This window comes from Phenylobacterium sp., from assembly GCF_030645195.1.
Lineage (GTDB): Bacteria > Pseudomonadota > Alphaproteobacteria > Caulobacterales > Caulobacteraceae > Phenylobacterium.
Map to the genome: position 1 here is coordinate 1 of NZ_JAUSLW010000061.1, position 17663 is coordinate 17663.

At 69.5% G+C, this 17663-nt stretch carries 18 protein-coding genes; 5 read left to right on the forward strand and 13 right to left on the reverse strand.

What is annotated here, in order from left to right:
• Positions 1 to 543: DUF1003 domain-containing protein (locus Q7T09_RS05160; protein ID WP_370689205.1), on the forward strand; the 543-nt coding region annotated here is incomplete at its 5' end.
• Here the strand turns inward: Q7T09_RS05160 and Q7T09_RS05165 are convergent.
• Positions 540 to 1478 (reverse strand): GlxA family transcriptional regulator, encoded by a 939-nt coding sequence (locus Q7T09_RS05165; protein ID WP_304698174.1) that lies wholly within the window; start codon positions 1476 to 1478, stop codon positions 540 to 542. The two genes, Q7T09_RS05160 and Q7T09_RS05165, sit on opposite strands and share 4 nt — an antisense overlap.
• A gap of 84 nt (positions 1479 to 1562) precedes the next feature.
• Between Q7T09_RS05165 and Q7T09_RS05170 the strand changes: the two genes are divergently transcribed.
• Positions 1563 to 2255 (forward strand): DJ-1/PfpI family protein, encoded by a 693-nt coding sequence (locus tag Q7T09_RS05170; protein WP_304698176.1) that lies wholly within the window; start codon positions 1563 to 1565, stop codon positions 2253 to 2255.
• On the opposite strand, the gene Q7T09_RS05175 is transcribed toward Q7T09_RS05170, so the two are convergent.
• From Q7T09_RS05175 to Q7T09_RS05200, 6 genes are all read right to left on the reverse strand, one after another.
• Positions 2252 to 3235, reverse strand: a complete 984-nt coding sequence (locus tag Q7T09_RS05175) for an NADP-dependent oxidoreductase (protein ID WP_304698178.1) — start codon at positions 3233 to 3235, stop codon at positions 2252 to 2254. The two genes, Q7T09_RS05170 and Q7T09_RS05175, sit on opposite strands and share 4 nt — an antisense overlap.
• Positions 3236 to 3318: 83 nt before the next feature.
• The gene (locus Q7T09_RS05180) at positions 3319 to 3516 is read right to left on the reverse strand and encodes a hypothetical protein (RefSeq protein ID WP_304698180.1); all 198 of its coding nucleotides are present in this window, start codon (positions 3514 to 3516) and stop codon (positions 3319 to 3321) included.
• Between the two features lie 59 nt (positions 3517 to 3575).
• Complete coding sequence (gene nadC, locus Q7T09_RS05185; protein ID WP_304698182.1) at positions 3576 to 4421, reverse strand: carboxylating nicotinate-nucleotide diphosphorylase; 846 nt, start codon at positions 4419 to 4421, stop codon at positions 3576 to 3578.
• The gene (locus Q7T09_RS05190) at positions 4418 to 5944 is read right to left on the reverse strand and encodes an L-aspartate oxidase (RefSeq protein ID WP_304698184.1); all 1527 of its coding nucleotides are present in this window, start codon (positions 5942 to 5944) and stop codon (positions 4418 to 4420) included. The genes nadC and Q7T09_RS05190 overlap by 4 nt, the downstream gene beginning before the upstream one ends.
• A 1-nt stretch (position 5945) precedes the next feature.
• Positions 5946 to 7028, reverse strand: a complete 1083-nt coding sequence (nadA, locus tag Q7T09_RS05195) for a quinolinate synthase NadA (RefSeq protein ID WP_304698186.1) — start codon at positions 7026 to 7028, stop codon at positions 5946 to 5948.
• A 153-nt stretch (positions 7029 to 7181) separates the two neighbouring features.
• A complete protein-coding gene (locus tag Q7T09_RS05200; RefSeq protein WP_304698187.1) occupies positions 7182 to 9539 on the reverse strand; it encodes a PAS domain-containing sensor histidine kinase in 2358 nt (785 codons plus the stop codon).
• A gap of 167 nt (positions 9540 to 9706) precedes the next feature.
• On the opposite strand from Q7T09_RS05200, the gene Q7T09_RS05205 reads away from it, so the two are divergent.
• Entirely contained in the window at positions 9707 to 10870 is a 1164-nt protein-coding gene (locus Q7T09_RS05205; RefSeq protein ID WP_304698188.1) for a cell wall hydrolase, read from the forward strand.
• A gap of 3 nt (positions 10871 to 10873) precedes the next feature.
• Here the strand turns inward: Q7T09_RS05205 and Q7T09_RS05210 are convergent, their stop codons facing one another.
• Positions 10874 to 11356, reverse strand: a complete 483-nt coding sequence (locus Q7T09_RS05210; protein ID WP_304698189.1) for a GNAT family N-acetyltransferase — start codon at positions 11354 to 11356, stop codon at positions 10874 to 10876.
• Between the two features lie 17 nt (positions 11357 to 11373).
• The gene (locus Q7T09_RS05215) at positions 11374 to 12201 is read right to left on the reverse strand and encodes a GyrI-like domain-containing protein (protein ID WP_304698191.1); all 828 of its coding nucleotides are present in this window, start codon (positions 12199 to 12201) and stop codon (positions 11374 to 11376) included.
• A gap of 157 nt (positions 12202 to 12358) precedes the next feature.
• On the opposite strand from Q7T09_RS05215, the gene Q7T09_RS05220 reads away from it, so the two are divergent.
• Positions 12359 to 12550: a DUF2892 domain-containing protein gene (locus Q7T09_RS05220; protein ID WP_304698193.1), complete on the forward strand. Its 192-nt coding sequence runs from the start codon at positions 12359 to 12361 to the stop codon at positions 12548 to 12550.
• 6 nt (positions 12551 to 12556) lie between these two features.
• Here the strand turns inward: Q7T09_RS05220 and Q7T09_RS05225 are convergent, their stop codons facing one another.
• The 4 genes from Q7T09_RS05225 to Q7T09_RS05240 all read right to left on the reverse strand — a co-directional run bounded on the left by Q7T09_RS05225 (position 12557) and on the right by Q7T09_RS05240 (position 15813).
• Positions 12557 to 13858, reverse strand: a complete 1302-nt coding sequence (locus Q7T09_RS05225; RefSeq protein WP_304698194.1) for a UDP-N-acetylglucosamine 1-carboxyvinyltransferase — start codon at positions 13856 to 13858, stop codon at positions 12557 to 12559.
• A gap of 65 nt (positions 13859 to 13923) precedes the next feature.
• The gene (gene trxB, locus Q7T09_RS05230; RefSeq protein WP_304698196.1) at positions 13924 to 14934 is read right to left on the reverse strand and encodes a thioredoxin-disulfide reductase; all 1011 of its coding nucleotides are present in this window, start codon (positions 14932 to 14934) and stop codon (positions 13924 to 13926) included.
• 232 nt (positions 14935 to 15166) lie between these two features.
• Positions 15167 to 15565, reverse strand: a complete 399-nt coding sequence (locus tag Q7T09_RS05235; RefSeq protein ID WP_304698197.1) for a type II toxin-antitoxin system VapC family toxin — start codon at positions 15563 to 15565, stop codon at positions 15167 to 15169.
• Positions 15562 to 15813 (reverse strand): AbrB/MazE/SpoVT family DNA-binding domain-containing protein, encoded by a 252-nt coding sequence (locus tag Q7T09_RS05240; protein ID WP_304698198.1) that lies wholly within the window; start codon positions 15811 to 15813, stop codon positions 15562 to 15564. The genes Q7T09_RS05235 and Q7T09_RS05240 overlap by 4 nt, the downstream gene beginning before the upstream one ends.
• A gap of 233 nt (positions 15814 to 16046) precedes the next feature.
• On the opposite strand from Q7T09_RS05240, the gene Q7T09_RS05245 reads away from it, so the two are divergent.
• Positions 16047 to 17570, forward strand: coding sequence for an MFS transporter (locus tag Q7T09_RS05245; protein WP_304698199.1), 1524 nt, complete (start codon positions 16047 to 16049; stop codon positions 17568 to 17570).
• The last annotated feature ends 93 nt before the right edge of the window (positions 17571 to 17663 follow it).

Genomic DNA, 17663 nt, shown 5'->3' on the forward strand with positions numbered 1-17663 from the left:
CGGAACGCCGAACTGGCCCAGGCGCTGCTGGGCTGCAGCTACGAGGAGCTGACGCCGGTCCAGCGCAGCGTCATCGACCTGATCGCCACCGAGGCCCCCAGCGGCCTCAACCCCCTGCTCACCAACGACGACCGCACCTTCTGGCAGCGGCTGGCCGACACCATCGCCGAGGTGGGGGGCTCCTGGCGGTTCATCTTCAGCTTCCTGGGCGTCCTGATCGCCTGGGTGACCTGGAACGCGCTCACCCGGAAACTGGCCTTCGACCCCTATCCCTTCATCTTCCTCAACCTGGTGATGTCGATGATCGCGGCCCTGCAGGCGCCGGTGATCATGATGAGCCAGAACCGCGCCGCCGCCCGCGACCGGATGAACGCCGAGCACGACTATGTGGTCAATCTGCGCGCCGAGCTGGAGATCATGCACCTGCACGACAAGCTCGACGCCCTGCGCAACGAGGAGTTGGTGAAGCTGGTCAAGGCGCAGAACGAGACCCTGGACCTGCTGAAGGCCCAGATGGCGGCCCTGGCGGCGAAGGAGACCTAAGCCCGCGCCGCGCGCCGTAGGGCCTGGGGCGGCTGGCCGAAGGCGCGCAGGAAGGCCCGGCGCATGCGCTCGGGATCGCCGAAGCCGACGCTCTCGGCCACCCTGTCGATGGGGTCTGAGGAGGCTTCCACCCGCTCGCGCGCCGTCTCCAGGCGCAACCGCTCCACCGCCTTGGCGGGCGTCATGCCGGTCTCGGCGGCGAAAGCGCGGGCGAAGTGCCGGGGGCTCATAGCCGCGTGGTCGGCCAGTTGGTCGACGGTCAACGGCTCGGCCAGGCGCCCGCGCATCCAGTCCAGCAGGCCTGCGAACCGCCCGTCCTGGCCGCCCATCTCGATGAGGGCGGAGAACTGCGACTGGCCGCCGGGCCTCCGATGATAGACCACCAGGGTCTGGGCGGTCTGACGGGCCGCCTCCTCCCCCAGGTCCTGGGCGATCAGGGCCAGCGACAGATCGATGCCAGCGGTGATCCCGGCCGAGGTCCAGATCGGCCCCTCGCGCACGAAGATACGGTCGGCCTCCACCCGCACCTTGGGATAGCGCTTCTGCAGCTCGGCGCTGCGGGCCCAGTGGGTGGTGGCGCGCTTGCCGTCCAGCAGGCCCGCCTCGGCCAGCAGATAGGCCCCGGAACAGACGCTGGCCGTCCGGCGGGCCTTGGCGGCTACGGCCTGGATATAGGCCTTGAGGCGGGGATCGCGCGAGGCCTTGCCGGCCCCGACGCCGCCGGAGACCACCAGGGTGTCGAGGTCCTCGTCCAGGGCCTGCGCGCCCATGCCGGCGCCCGCCGAGCTCATTACCTGGCCCGGCTCGGCGGCCATGACCTTCAGGCTGTAAGCCTCGGGCCGGTAGCGCCCGGCGATCTCGAAGGCGCCCAGGGGCCCGGCCGCGTCCAGCAGCTGGAAGTCGGGGAAGATCAGGAAGCCGATCCTGCGGGACATGGCGGAATCCGAGGTAAGAATGTCATTTCGGCCAGACCCTAGGGCTGCGATCCTCACGTCGTCAACTTTCAGGGAACCGCCGCCATGTCCGACCTGACCATCGTCTTCCCCCTCTATCCGGGCGTCACCCACCTGGACTTCACCGGCCCGCACCAGGTGATGAGCCGCATCCCGGGGGCGAAGATCATCGTCGCCTCGGCCGGCGGCGTCGACATCGAGGCCGACGGCCTGACCTTCACCGGCCTGGCCGACCTGTCCAAGGTCGAGGCCTGCGACGTGCTCTGCGTTCCCGGCGGCTTCGGGACCAGCGCGGCCATGCTGGACGAGGCCTTCATGGCCCACATCAAGCGGCTGGCGGCCGGCGCCAAGTACCTCACCAGCGTCTGCACCGGCTCCCTGATCCTGGCGGCCACCGGCCTGCTGACCGGCAAGCGCGCCACCTGCCACTGGGCCTGGAAGGACCAGCTCAAGCCCTTCGGCGTCATCGTCACCGAGGGCAGGGTGGTGCGCGATGGCAATGTCATCACCGGCGGTGGCGTCACCGCGGGCCTGGACTTCGCCTTCACCATGGTGGCCGAGCTGGCGGGCGAGACCCTGGCCCAATCCATCCAGCTCGGCCTGGAATACTCGCCCGCCCCGCCCTTCAACGCCGGCAGCCCCGACACCGCCCCGCCCGAGATCCTGGCTGCGGTGCGCGGCATGATGTCGGGGGCCATGGCTTCTCGCCAGGGCGCGGCCGAGGAGGCCGCGCGCCGGCTGGAGGTTGGAGGTCCCTAGTCAGCGATGTGGATCAGCATCTTGCCGGTGTTGGCGCCCTCGAACAGGCCGATCAGGCCCTCCGGCGCGCGCTCGAAGCCGTCGAGGACGGTCTCCTGGTATTTGATTTTCCCGGCCTTCAGCCAGCCGGTCATGTCGGCCAGGAAGGCCTGGTTCAGGTGCGGGAAGTCGCTGGCCACGAATCCTTCCATCCGCACTCGGCCATAGATCAGGTTGAAGAGGTTCTTCACCCCCTCGCCGTCGCCGTTATAGGTCGAGATCATGCCGCAGACCGGGATGCGGCCGCGCACGTTCATGCGCGGCAGGGCGGCGTCCAGGTGCGCACCGCCGACATTCTCGAAATAGACGTCGATGCCCTTGGGGGTGGCGGCCTTCACCGCCTCGGCGAGCGGCTGGGTCTTGTAGTTGATCACCGCGTCCAACCCGACCTCGTCGCGCAGCCAGGCCGCCTTGTCGTCCGAGCCGGTGGTCCCCACCACGTAGCAGCCCTTGAGCTTGGCGATCTGGGCGGCGACCGAGCCCACGGCGCCGGCGGCCGTGGATATCATCACCTGCTCGCCGTCCTTCAGGGCGCCGGTCTCCAGCAGGCCGCCATAGGCGGTGATACCGGTCCCGCCCAAGGCGTGCATGTAGACCGTCAGGGGAAGGTCGGGATCGGGATGCAGCACCGAGACGCCGCGGCCGTCGGAGACGAAGACCTCGCGGAAGCCCGCGCCGTGGCGAACAAGGTCGCCTTCCTTGAACTTGGGGTTCTTCGACTGCACGACCCGGCCGATCCCGCCCCCCAGCAGCGGCGCGTCCAGGGCCTGATCGGCGTCCAGGCGCGGCCGCATATAGGGGTCCACCGACATCAGCAGGGCCGTGACCTGAATCTCCCCCTCGCCGGCGTCGACGACGGGCGCCTCCACCAGGGCGAAATCCTGGGCGACGGGCTTGCCGTTCGGGCGGCGGACGAGATGGATCTGGCGGGCGGTGGTCATGGGGCGTCCTGAAATGATTCAAACAATCGTTCGGACGCTAATCTGACCCTGACCCGGGGTCATGCCAGAAAAACTCAAGCCGCTCAGTCGCCGCGGGATTTGTGCTGCACGGTATCGACGTTCTGGGCGATGTTTCCCTGCGATCCCTGCTCGCGCAGGTTCGCCTCCCCATCGCCGGTCTGCAGACCGGGCTCGCGGCGGTCGGGGCCGTCGCCCTCGATGTCGGGCTTCGCGCCACCGCGCGGCTGTTGTGCGGGCGGGATGGGAGGGGCTTTGGACATGGTCTGGGTTTCCTCGTCTAGAAGGAAAACGCGTTCACACTGCCGCTTGTTCCGAGAATTCAGACCGCATCGAGGCCGATGTCGAGCACCGGGGCCGAGTGGGTGAGGGCGCCGACGCTGATCACCTGGACCCCGCTCTCGGCGATGGCGCGCACGGTCTGCAGGTTCACCCCGCCCGAGGCCTCCAGCACGACGCTGCCGGCGGTGAGGGCGACGGCCTTCTTCAGGTCGTCGGGCGTGAAGTTGTCCAGCATGATGACGTCCGCGCCATGGGGCAGGGCGTCGGCGAGTTGGGAGAGGCTGTCGACCTCCACCTCAATCTTGGTCAGGTGGCCGGCGGCGGCGCGGGCGCGGGTCAGGGCGTTGGCGATCCCGCCGCAGGCCGCGACGTGGTTGTCCTTGATCAGGATGGCGTCATCCAGGCCGAAGCGGTGGTTGACCCCGCCGCCGCAGCGCACCGCGTACTTTTCCAGGTGGCGCAGGCCCGGCGTGGTCTTGCGAGTGTCGACGATGCGCGCGCCGGTGCCGTCGACCCGGTCCACATAGGCCCGGGTCAGGGTGGCGACCCCGGAGAGCCGGCCCATCAGGTTGAGCGCCGTGCGCTCGGCCGAGAGGATGGCGCGCGCATTGCCGGTGACCTTGGCCAGGACCGCGCCGGCCTCGACCGACTGGCCGTCGGCGGCGGTCGCCTCGAAACTGGCCTTGGGATCCAGGGCCAGGATGGCCAGGCGCGCGCAGGCCAGGCCCGACACCACGCCGGCCTGGCGGGTGGCGAACACCACGCGCATCGTGGCGTCGGCGTCGATGCAGGCCTGGGCGGTGACGTCGCCAGCCCGTCCGAGGTCTTCGGCCAGCGCCAGGCGCACGATGGGTTCGATCAGCAGGTCGGGAAGGGGTTCGATCATTCGGCCGCGAAGCTCAGGGGGTCGCTGGCGGCGACCTCGGCGAGGGTGACGAAGGTCCGCTTGGGCGGCAGGAGCTCAGGGTAGTCGCTGCGGTAGTGGCCGCCGCGGCTCTCCTTGCGGTCCAGGGCGCACTGGGCTGTCAGGCGGGCGGCAACCAGCGGGCCGGCGCGGCCGTGGGCGGTCTCGAAGCGGTCGATCTCGGACAACAGGTTGGTCAGGCCCGCGGCGTCGCGGACCACGCCGGCGTCGCGGCTCATGCCGATGCGCAGGGCGGCCAGGGCCTCGGGCGGCAGGTCCGGGGTCAGGATGCGGCGCAGGGGGCCGGTGGCGACCCCCCGCTGTTCGCGGGCGGCCTTGCCGGCGCGGGTCCCGAAGACCGCCGCCTCCAGCAGGGAGTTCGACGCCAGGCGGTTGGCGCCGTGCACGCCGGTCGAGGCGCACTCCCCGGCGGCGAACAGGCCCTCCAGAGAGGTCTGGCCGTTGGCGTCGGTGACGATGCCGCCCATGTGATAGTGGCAGGCCGGCGCCACCGGGATCGGTTGGATCCGGGGATCGATTCCCCCCGACAGGCAGGCGGCGAAGACGGCCGGGAACTCCTCCGGGAAGTGGGCGCCCACGGCGGCGCGCGCGTCGAGGAAGGCGCCGCGGCCGGCGGCCAGCTCGGCGTGGATGGCGCGGGCCACCACGTCCCGGGGCGCCAGCTCGGCATCGGGGTGGTAGGCGGCCATGAATAGCTCGCCGGCCGAATTGATCAGCTTGGCGCCCTCGCCGCGCAGGGCCTCGGTGGCGAGCGGCGCGGGATCGCGGCCGATGTCGATGGCCGTGGGGTGGAACTGCACGAACTCCGGATCGGCGATGGTCGCCCCGGCCAGGGCCGCCAGGGCCAGGCCCTCGCCCTGCAGTTCGGCCGGGGTGGTGGTGACGGCGTAGAGGCCGCCGATGCCGCCGGTGGCGAACAGGGTGGCGGGCGCGGTGATCTCGATCAGGCGACCGCCTTGCTCGGCGACCACGCCGCGGACGCGGCCGCTCAGGTCGTGCAGCACGCCGCGCAGGCGCATGCCGGCCCGGACCTCGATATGCCGAGACGACAGAGCGGTCTGGACGACCGCCTCCATGATGGCGCGGCCGGCCTGGTCGCCCTTCACCCGGGCGACGCGGGCGCGGGAGTGGGCGGCCTCCAGGCTGGTGGCGAAGGCGCCGCTGGCGTCGCGGTCGAAGGGGGCGCCCAGGTCGGCCAGGTGGCGGACGGCGGCCGGGCCTTCCTTGGCCAGCAGGTGGGCCATAGCCGGATCCACCAGCCCAGCGCCGGCGGCGATGGTGTCGGCGGCGTGCAGGGCCGGGGCGTCGTCGGCCGACAGGGCCGCGGCCATGCCACCCTGGGCCCAGGCCGAGGAGCAGCCCTGGTTCAGGGGCGCGCCCGTCAGCAGCAGCACGCTGCGCGGCGCGGCCGAGAGCGCGGCCGACAGGCCGGCCAGGCCCGCGCCGATGATCAGGACACCGTCATGGTGGATGCGGTCGGCCACCTCAGATCAGCTCCACGTCCACGTGGTGGCGGGCCTTGACCAGGTCGTAGCGGGCCGGAACCAGCGGCGGGGGCAGGTCGATCATCCGCTGCACGGCCAGGCGGGCGCGGTCGGCGATCGCCGGATCGACGGTCACCTCGTAGCGGTTCTCCACCAGGGCCTCGTAGATGTTCTCCAGCGTGATCTTCTTCATGTGCGGGCACAGGTTGCAGGGCCGCACGAACTCGGTGTCCACCGCGTCGATGGCGACGTTGTCGGCCATGGAGCACTCGGTGATCAGCACCACCTGCTTGGGCTTCCGCGTCAGGACATAGTCGTTCATCGCCGCGGTCGAGCCGGCGAAGTCGGAGACCTCCAGCACCTCGGTCGGGCATTCCGGGTGGGCCAGGATCTGCGCCTGCGGATAGGCGGCCTTGAGCTCCAGGATGTCGGCGGCGGTGAAGCGCTCATGCACCTCGCAGCGACCCTTCCAGGCGATGATCTTGATGTCGGTCTGGCGGGCCACGTTGCGAGCCAGGAACTCGTCGGGGATCAGGATCACCCGGTCGACGCCCCATTCGCGGGCCACGTGCTCCACCACCTGGACGGCGTTGGCGCTCGTGCAGCAGATGTCGGTCTCGGCCTTCACCTCGGCGGTGGTGTTCACATAGGTCACCACCGGCAGGCCCGGATAGCGCTGCTTGATCAGCCGCACATCGGCGCCGGTGATCGAGGAGGCCAGGCTGCAGCCGGCCCGCAGGTCGGGGATCAGCACGGTCTTGTCGGGCGACAGGATCTTGGAGGTCTCGGCCATGAAGTGAACGCCGGCCTGGACGATGATCTTGGCCTGCGACTTGGCGGCTTCCTTGGCCAGGCCCAGGCTGTCGCCGACATAGTCGCCGACCCCGTGGAAGATCTCGGGCGTCATGTAGTTGTGGGCCAGGATGACCGCGTTCTTCTCGCGCTTCAGGCGGTTGATCTCGGTGATCAGCGGGGCCTGCAGCCGCCACTCCATGGGCGTGATGTGGCCCTTCACCTTTTCCCAGAGGGGCAGGGTGGCCTTGTCGACCTCAGGCGTGAATGCGAATTGGAACCCGTCGGCCACTCGGCCCTCCTTATGCTCACAATGAGCATTTCTTCCGCCTCAAAAACGCCGGGAAACACTCTCGGCCTCCTCGGCGTCTTGGATATGCTCAATTAGAGCAAAACCAATGACAGACATATAGACCCGTGTTCGCGCCATCACAAGGGGCGTTGTTCAGGGGGCGGTGGCGACGGCGCGGGGCCGGTCGGCCATGACCGCCTCGATGGCCTGGGCCAGGTCGTCGGCGGAATAGGGCTTGCGCAGCAGGGGCCAGGGCGCGCCGTCGGCCGAGGACAGGGTCTCGCCGGTATAGCCGGAGGAGAGGATCACCGGCAGGCCGGGCCGCGCCTTCACGGCTTCGTGCGCCAGGTCCACCCCGGTCTTGGTCCCCGGCATGATCAGGTCGGTGAGCAGCAGGTCGAAGGCCTCGCCGCGCGCCATGAACCGCTCGAAGGCCACGGCGCCGTCGGCGCGGAACACCTGGTGGCTCAGGTCCTCCAGCATGGCGGTCACCAGGTCGCCCACCTCGGCGTCATCCTCCACCAGCAGCACCCGCAGGCCGGGTCCGCGCGCCGTGACGGCGGCCTCCGGCTCGGCCGCCTCCGGGACCACTTCGGAGCACGGCAGGTAGAGCCGCACGGTGGCGCCCTTGCCCGGGGCGGAGTCGATGACCGCGCCGCCGCCGCTCTGGCGGGCGAAGCCGTAGACCTGGGACAGGCCCAGCCCCGTGCCCTTGCCGATCTCCTTGGTGGTGAAGAAGGGGTCGAACACCCGGGCCCTGGTGGCCTCGTCCATGCCGATCCCGGTGTCGTGCACCACCACCCGGACATAGGAACCGGCCGCGATCTCGGCGACCTCGCCCTCGGCCAGCTCGCAGGCGCCGCTCTCCACCCGGATGGAGCCGCCGCTAGCCACCGCGTCGCGGGCGTTGACCACCAGGTTCATCAACGCGGCCTCGAACTGGTCGGTGTCGATCATCGCTACGGCGCCGGCGGCGGCGGGGGCCACGGTCAGGCTCACCGCCTCGCCCACGGCCCGCCGCAGAAGGGGCTCGGCGCCCGTCAGCAGGTCGTCGACCCGCACCGCCTCGGGCTTCAGCGCCTGGCGGCGCGAGAAGGCCAGCAGCTGGCCGGTCAGGCGCTCGCCGCGGCGGGCCGCGCCCAGGGCCGCCTCGATCATCCGCTCGCGGCGTTCGTCGTCCCCGGGCCGGCGCTGGATCAGGTCCAGGGCGCCGATGATCACCGTCAGCAGGTTGTTGAAGTCGTGCGCCACCCCGCCGGTGAGCTGGCCCACGGCCTCCAGCTTCTGGGCGTGGCGCAGGGCGGCCTCGGCCTCGTCGCGTTCGGCCAGCGCCGCCTGCACACGTTCCGCCAGCAGGTCGTTGATATGCTTGAGGTCCTCCTCGGCCTGCTTGGCGTCGGTGACGTCGTAGGCGACCCCGATATAGCCGTCTCTCTCGCCCCGCGCGTCGAGGCGAGGCTGGGAGACGGCGCGGAGCCAGCGCCATTCGCCATCGGCCCGGCGGTAGCGCGCGTCCACCGCGAACTGCCCGCCCGCGACCGTTCCAGCGGCGCTCTCGCGGTTGAGCCGCTCCAGATCGTCGGGGTGGATCCGCTCGAAGAGCTTCCCCGCGATGGCGGTCTCGTAGTCGACGCCGAGGAAGTCCAGATAGGTCTGATTGACGAACTCGCGCCGGTTGCCCCGCCCGGAGATCCACATCAGCACCGGCGCGCTGTCGGCCAGGGTCCGGAACCGGGCCTCGCTCTGTCGGATCAGTTCGTCGGCCCGCCGTCGTTCGGTGATGTCGATATTGACCCCGACGGCGCGCGAGACCGAGCCCTTGGCGTCGCGCAGCATCTCCCCGCGTGACAACTGCCAATGCAACGAGCCGTCCGGCCAGGTGACCCGGTACTCCATCGGGTCCATGCGGCCGATCTGGGCTGCGTTGACAAACGCCAGGCGGACCCGCTCGCGGTCGTCGGCGTGCACCGCGTCCAGCATGGCGCGCAAATTGGTCTCGCGGATCGGGGCGCCGGCCTGATGGTAGGAGGTCGACCAGACCCCCTCTCCGGTGGTGAGATCGATGTCCCACAGGTCGATGCTTCCGGCCTCCTGGGCCAGCTGCAGTCGCGCCTCGCTGAGGTCCAGCGCGCTGTGGGCGGTCTCCAGGCCAAGCAGGCTCTGGCGCAGGGCGCCGGCCACGATCACGGTCGCCGCTCCGGAGAGGGCGAACAAGACATAATAGCCCAGCTCGGGCAGTCCCGGAGGGAGGGTGTGCCGATTGAGGAGACCCAGCCCCATCGACACCGCCAGTGCCGTCCAGCCCCAGCGAAGGCCGCCATAGAGGCAGGCGACCACATAGGCCGGGAAATAGGTCGCCCAAAGACCCAGCGAATTGTCCCAGCCCAGCAGGAAGGAGGGGGCAAGAATGGCCGCCACCAAGGCGGTGCTTGTCACCGTCAGGGCTTCCAGGACCGAAGGCGCGCGCTTGGGGATCAGTCGAAGCGGCCAATCGACGGGGATCTTCGCCAAGAAATCGCTCCCCCTGGCCCGGTCTGTCGTAGGTCGAAAAGCATGGGACCGCTGGCGGGTCCGCGCAACTGAGGATATTTCCCCCCGCAGCCTTTCCCGGTTTCGCCCGTTGGGCGTCGAATCTCCGCCGTCTTCCCTGCTAGACTGACCGGCCCGAACACCGAAAAGTGCGCAAGCTGAGCCTTCGTTCCTTCCCCGACCGCCGCGCCGGCCTGGCCGCCCTCCTGGGCGCCGCGGCCCTGCTGGCGGGGTGCGCCACCACCTATTACGTGCCGCGCGGCGACGGCCGGCTTAGGGGCGTGGCCACCGTCGCCGAGAGCCTCTCCGACCAGGGACTGAAGCGCCTGACGGCCGACATGGACCCGGCCATGCTGGCCCTGGCGCGGCGCCACGATCCGGTGCGCCAGCCCGACCTCTGGGGCCGCCCGGTCGGCTGGGGGAGCCTGGATCTCCGCACCCCGCCGGACCTCGGCTTCGGCACGGCGCTGGATCAGGTGGCCCAGGAGATCAATGCGCTCCGGCCCTTCTCCAACCTGCCGATCCGGCCGATGAAGCCCTTCAAGCTGCCCATCGACACCCAGGACGGGGGCCGGGCGCTCAAGTGCTTGGCGCAGGCGGTTTATTACGAATCCGCCCGCGAGCCGCAGCTGGGCCAGGAGGCCGTGGCCCAGGTGGTGCTCAACCGCCTGCGCCACCCCGCCTATCCCAAGAGCGTCTGCGGGGTGGTCTATCAGGGGGCGGCGCGCGCCACCGGCTGCCAGTTCACCTTCACCTGCGACGGCGCCCTGGCCCAGGCCCCGGAGCCCGCCCTGTGGACCCGGGCGATGGACGTGGCCCAACACGCCCTCAACGGCTACGTGGTCAAGGGCGTGGGCTCGGCCACCCACTACCACGCCGACTATGTCGCCCCCTACTGGGCGCCCACCCTCGTGAAGATGAAGCAGATCGGGGCCCACATCTTCTATCGCTGGACCGGCCCCTGGGGCGAGCCGCCCGCCTTCACCGGGCGCTATGCCGGGGGCGAGGCCTACCTGTCCCCGGCCATCCTGGGCGGGCTGGATGAGCGCACCCAGGGCCTGCTCGACCCCGAGGGGCAGGGCGTTCCGGCTGGCCGCAAGATCACCCTGTCGGTGGGAGGCGAGGTGCGCACCTACAATGTCGTCGATCCCCTGGCGGTCGGGGGCGAGCGCACCCGTGTCCTGGGGACCATCTTCGCCCCACGCCGCAAGCCGACCCCGGAAGAGATCAAGAAGATCAACGAGTCCCTGGCGGCCATGGAGGCCCCGGTGGCGACGCCGGCCGCGCCGTTGGCCGTGCCCGCGCCGGAATAGGGCTCAGCCGAAGGCGTCGGGATAGGCCACCATCACCGGCTCGGCCAGGGCGCCGTCCTCGATCTCCAGGGCCATGAAGGCCGGACTGCCGGAATAGGGGGCCTTCACCGCCTGCGCCGCCTCCGGCGTGAAGCCGAACTTCGGATAGTAGGCCGGGTGGCCCAGGACGATAACGGCGTGGGCGCCGAACTCGCGGGCGGCCTCGAGGGAGGCCCTCACGAGCTGGGAGCCGATCCCGGACTTCTGCCGGTCGGGCCGCACCGCCATGGGGGCGAGCGCCGCATAGAGGTTGACGCTGTCGGCCCACAGCCGGCTGTAGAGGATGTGGCCCACAACCGCGCCGGCCTCCTCGGCCACCAGTTCGAACACCTTGTCGCCGTCGGCCCTCAGGCGCTCGATCAGGTCGGCCTCGTCGGGCTGGCCGAAGGCGGCGATGTTGATCTCGCGGATGGCGGGGTGGTCGGCGGCGGTGGCGTGACGGATCATGCCGCCAGCTTACCGCTTCAGGCCTTGAGGGGAAGGCACAGCTCGGTCAGCAGATCGGTGGGCGCCGTCTTGCGGGGATCGTTCAGGTTGACCTCCACGCAGGGGGCGTGGGCCGGCTCCTCGCCGCTGGTGGGCAGCCAGCCGAACAGCTCTTCGTAGCCCCTGCCGATCTGGGCGTAGGGGCCCTTGTACAGCAGCACCGCGTAGCGGCCGGCCGGGACCTCGTGGATCGTGACGGCGCCGTCGCTCTCAATCTCGGGACCCACCGTGATCCCGGCCAGGGCCCGCTGCTCTGCGGGCGGAACCACCGACATGTCGTCCAGATAGACCGCCACCCCCACCGCCGGCGGCATGACCACGCCCTTGGGTCCGGCCCAGGCCATCAGCCGGTCGAAAGCCTGGCCGATCTGCTGCGGCGGCCCCCTGTGCGGCACGGTGGCGATGCGCATCGGCGGGCGGTCCTGAATCTCGACGGGCATGGGGTAGGCTCCCGAGTTGTGGCGCCGCGCCGCGCGGAAGGCGGCGGGCGTCTGGTCATAGGCGGCGCGGAAGGCGCGGGTGAAGGCGGGGGTCGACGCGTAGCCGGCGCGGGCGGCGATGGCCCCGACCGGGTCCTGGCCGCGGGCCAGTTCCATGGAAGCCCGCTGCAGCCGCAGCCGGCTCACGGTCTCGGCCACGGTCTCGCCGATCATGGCCCGGTAGATGCGGTGGAAGTGATAGGGCGACAGGCAGGCGACCTCGGCCAACTCCGCCAGCTCCAGGGGCGCGTCCAGCTGCGCCCAGATATGCTCGGCCACCCTGTTCAGGCGGCGGGCGTAGCTCTCGCGGGTGACGGCGCGGTTCATGGGAGAGAGCCTAGCCGAGCCACCCTTGATCGCGCTTGCGGAGTTTGGGGGAGCTTCTGTGGGGATTGATGCGTCTCAAAGCGCCCCGTCACTCCGTGCGGCATGCTGGTGTGGAAGCGACCCCCAGAGGGGCCGGCAATTCTGGATGGAGACGAAGGTGAAGACGAACGAAGGCGGTCTCGACCGCGCCCTGCGTGTTGTGGTCGGCCTGGGCCTCCTCGCCCTGGTCTTCGTGGGACCCAAGACCCCTTGGGGCTATGCCGGCCTCGTGCCGCTGCTAACCGGCCTAGTCGGCTACTGCCCCCTCTACGCCCTGTTGCGCATCAACACCTGCGGGCGGGCCAGCTGAAGACGATCAGTCCCCCTTCACCCACGACACGTCGGCGCCCAGCGCGTTGAGGTTCTCCACGAACTTCGGGTGGGCGCGCTGGATGGGGGCGGCGTTGAGGATGGTGCTCTCGCCCTCGATGCTGGCGGCCAGCATGAAGAGCGCGATGGCGACCCGGATGATGTAGGGGCTCTCCACCTCGGCGGGCACCAGGGGCTTGCCGCCGAAGGTGATCAGGCGGTGAGGGTCGCAGAGCAGGGAGTGGGCGCCGAACTTGCCCAGTTCCGAGGACCAGCCCAGCGCGCCCTCATAGACCTTGTTCCAGAACATGCACTGGCCCTCGGCCCGCACCCCCAGCGCCACGAAGATCGGCAGCAGGTCGGCCGGCACATAGGGCCAGGGCGCGGCCTCCACCTTCTGCAGGATGTTGGCGGTGAAGGGCTGGCGCACCCGCATGCCGCCGCCGTCGACCTTGGCGCGGCTCCAGCCGTCCTGGTGGGTGATCTCGACGCCGAACTTGGCGAAGGTGCGGTCCAGCAGGGGAAACTGGTCCACCGAGCCGTTCTTCACCGCGATGTCGCCGCCGGTCATGGCGCCCATGGCCAGGAAGGTGGCCACCTCGTGGAAGTCGTCGGCGAAGGTGAACTCCGCTCCCGACAGGCTCGACACCCCCTCCACCACGATCCGCGAGCCGCCGACGCCCTCTAGCTTGGCGCCCATCTGGGCGAGGAAGCTGCAGAACTCCTGCACGTGCGGTTCGCAGGCGGCGTTGGTCAGCTGCGAGCGGCCTCTGGCGGTGGCGGCGCAGAGGATGAAGTTCTCGGTGGTGGTGACCGAGGCATAGTCCAGCCAGTGATCGGTGGTGGCGAAGCCCTTCGGCGTCTTGATGAAGATGGCCTCGGGCTTGCGGTCGATCTGCGCCCCGAAGCTCTCGAAGACCTCGATGTGCGGGTCGATCTCGCGGACCCCCAGCGTGCAGCCGGTGACGTCCTCCTCGATGCTGGCCGCGCCGAACCGGTAGAGCAGGGCCGGGATCAGCATCAGGGTCGAGCGCATGCCCAGCGGCAGGTGTGCTTCCTTGGGGTCCAGCCCCTCGCCGTGCCGCAGCTTCAGGGTGCCGCTGGCATAGTTCATATCGACGGAGGAGCCGAGTTTCCCGAAGAATTCCAGGATCTTGCGGACATCTGTTATGTCCGGAACCCGGTGCAACACGATGGGCTGGTCGGTCAGCAGGGTGGCGCACAGGACCGGCAGCACCGCGTTCTTGTTGGCCGAGGGCGTGATGGTTCCGCGCAGGGCGCGTCCGCCTCTCACGATCAGGTTGGTCATCGCGCGCGGTCTCGTCTGCTCGGGGCGGAAGTGGTGATCTGGACTACATCAGCCGGCGACGGAAATCACCACACCCCGATGCGCTCGGCCTCGTGGTGGCTGATCGGGTGATTGTCCCGGGCGTGGTCCTCTTCCGCCAGCAGCCGCACCGCCTCCAGGGCCGCCATGCAGCCCATGCCCGCCGCCGTGACCGCCTGGCGGTAGACGTCGTCGGTGACGTCGCCGGCGGCGTAGACCCCCTTGATCGCGGTGGCGGCCGAGCCGGGCTTCACCTTCAGATAGCCGGCCGCGTCCATCTCCAGCTGGCCCTTGAACAGCTCCGAGGCCGGGGCGTGGCCGATGGCCACGAACACCCCGTCGCAGGCGACCTCGCGGGTCTCGCCGGTCTTGACGTTCTTCAGCCGCACGCCGGTCACCCCCATGGGGTCGGTGTCGCCGGTGACCTCGTCGACCGAGGAGTCCCAGATCACCTCGATCTTGGGGTGGGCGAACAGGCGCTCCTGCAGGATCTTCTCGGCGCGGAACTCGTCCTTGCGGTGGACGATGGTGACCTTGGCCGCGAAATTGGTGAGGAACAGGGCCTCCTCGACGGCGGTGTTGCCGCCCCCCACCACCACCACGTTCTTGCCGCGGTAGAAGAAGCCGTCGCAGGTGGCGCAGGCCGAGACGCCGAAGCCCTGGAACCTCTGCTCGCTGTCCAGGCCCAGCCACTTGGCCTGGGCGCCGGTGGCGATGATCAGGGTCTCGGCCAGCCAAGTCTCGCCGGAGTCGGTGGTCAGGCGGAAGGGCCGGTGCGACAGGTCGGCGCTGACCACGATGTCGTTGATGATCTCGGTTCCGACGTGCTGCGCTTGGGCCTGCATCTGCTCCATCAGCCAGGGCCCCTGGATGGCCTCGGCGAAGCCCGGATAGTTCTCCACCTCGGTGGTGATGGTCAGCTGGCCGCCGGGCTGGATGCCCTGGATCAGCACCGGCTTGAGCAGGGCGCGCGCGGCGTAGACGGCGGCGGTGTAGCCGGCGGGGCCGGAACCCACGATCAGGCAGCGGACGGAGCGGGGGGCTTTGGTCTCGGACATAGGGCCTATGTAGGAGAGATTCCGCCGTTGCGCACCCTGGGGGCGGCCAGTTCCTGCGAGTCTGGGTCGAAGGCCAAATTACGAAATTACGGTGGCGCTGTATGAAATAGGTCGCCCCCGTCGTCGCCGGGGCCTGCCGCCGCCTTCGGCCTGGGCCCACGCTTGGCGGGTGCGAGGATGCGGCCGATCTCATCTTCCAGGGCCTTGATCCAATCGGCGGCGCCGACCGGCCCTAGGCCAGCAGTCGGACCGCTTCGCCCTGCGACTCCAGCAGCTTCGCGGCCTTTCGGTCGAAGGAGACGAAGGCCTCGGCGCCAAGCCAACTCCCCTCATAGGCGATGACGCCATCGGCGAAGTCGCCGCCTGCGTCCAGCAGGGCCAGCCCCGCCTCCGCCGCGGGCCGGTTCACCGCGACGTTCGCGCTGTCGATCAGCCGTCGGATCGTCATGCCGATGTCGGCCGGGGAGATCTTGTAGCCCTGCGACAGCACCCACACCAATTCGCAGAGCGCCGGTAGCGTCACGGCCACCAGATCGGCCTTGGCCAGTTCGGCTTGGGCGATCTTGCTTTGCCGCCGGTCGTCGCCGGTGATCACCCGCACCAGGACGTTGGTGTCGGCCGTGATCTTCATCGCCGGCCGGTCCAGCCCCGGGCGGCGATCTCGTTGATCTCGTCGATAGACAGGGAGGGGCCGCCCTCCCGCTTCAGGAGGTCGAAGACCTCCGAAATCTTGCCCGTCCGCCGCGCCGACCTCACCTCGATCCGACCGTCGGGAAGCTTGTCCAGAAGGATCTTGTCGCCAGGATGGACACCCAGATGCTTCAGAAGATCCTTGCGCAGGGTGACCTGCCCCTTGGCGGTGACGGTGAGGATGCTCATGACGCCGTTTATGTAAGGCAAAAATGCCTTACCGTCAAGGCGTCACCCTTAGGCAAGGTTTCCGTCGCGGCCGTAACGGCGAACCGATCGCCGCCTCTCAGAAACATCCCCGCAACATGACGCGGCGACATCTTGGTCAAAACGCTGGCGGCCGTAAGGCGGCGGCGCAGAAGAAGACTTGGCCCGACCGCGAGGTTGGGGCCCAATGGGATGAGGCGCGAGAAGGAGTTTCCATGAGTGACGTCCCCGCCAAGCGGCCGGCTCTGACCCTGCCGATCAAGCTCGCCTACGGCTTTGGCACAGTGGCGTTCGGGGTGAAGACCCAGCTCATGGGTCTGCTGCTGCTCTACTACAACCAGATCGTCGGCCTGCCGCCGCACTGGGTCAGCATCGGCCTGGCGGTGACCATCTTCTTCGACGCCCTCTGGGACCCCTTCATCGGCCAAATCTCCGACAACTGGCGCTCCCGGTGGGGGCGTCGCCATCCCTTCATGTATTTCGCGGCCCTGCCGGCCGCCTTCACCCTGGTGGCGCTGTTCAACCCGCCCCAGGGCTGGTCCGACGCGGCGGTCACCGCCTACATGATCATCATGGTCATCGCCGCCAAGGCGACCATCAGCCTCTATGAAGTGCCCGCCACCGCGCTCACGCCCGAACTGGCGCCGGCCTATCACGACCGCACCCAGCTGCTGACCTTCCGCTACTTCTTCGCCATCTTCGCCAGCAGCGCCGCGGCGGTCATGGGCTGGCTGGTCTTCCTCAAGGACACGGTGGGCCCGAACGGCGAGAGAGTCCGCGGCCAGCTCAATCCGGAGGGTTACGGCCCCTACGCCCTGGTGGTGGGCGGGCTGATGATCTTCTCGATCCTGGTGGCCTGCCTGGCGACCCAGAGGTTCATTCCGTTCCTGCACAAGCCGGTGGAACGGCGGATCCGCGTCCTGGACGTGATCAAGGAGATGGCGGTGACCATGTCCAATCGCAACTTCCTGGTGGTCTCCCTCTCGGCCCTGTTCGTCGGCGTCGGCGCCGGCCTCAGCAACGGCCTGAACATCTACTTCCAGACCTATCTGTGGGGCATGGGGTCGGGGAACCTGGCCTTCATCGTCGCCGGGACCATGCTGGGCAGCCTGCTGGCCCTGGTCTTCGCGCCCCTGCTGTCTCGCTGGTACGGCAAGAAGCGAGCCTGCGCGACCTTGATGGGCCTGGCCCTGGCGACGGCCCTGACCCCCATCAGCCTGCGCCTTCTGGGGATCATTCCGCAGTCATGGAACGGCACCAGCGAACTGACCGCCATCCTGCTCCTCGACCGGACCCTCTACGGCGCCTTCGGCACGGCCGCCGCCATCCTCACCGCCTCGATGATCGCCGATGTCGTGGAGGAGTCCCAACTCGCCACCGGCCGCCGCTCGGAGGGCCTGCTGCTCTCGGCCGACAACGTCCTGCAGAAGGTGGCCGGATCGGTGGCCAGCATCATCCCGGGCTTCCTGCTGCTCTGGGTCGGCATGCCCGAGAAGGCCAGGCCCGAGGCCCTGGACCCGGCCATCATGACCAACCTGGCCCTGCTCTACCTGCCGGCCACCGCGCTCTTCGCCCTGATGGCCATCAGCGCCATCATGTTCTACCGCCTGGACCGCGCCGGCCACGAGGCCAACCTCGCCAAGCTCGAGGAGGTCGCGGCCCTGGGGGCGGCGGTGGCGGAGAGCGGCGGCGGGGTCGATCCCTCCGACCTCACCGCCACGGGCGCGCGTCCCGTCTAGGGCTCTTGCCGGCCAGGGCCCAGGGGGCTGGCCGGCGGGGTTGGTTAACGCCTGCTTCAGCGGGGGCGGCTAGGATTTGCGTTCACGCTGCTT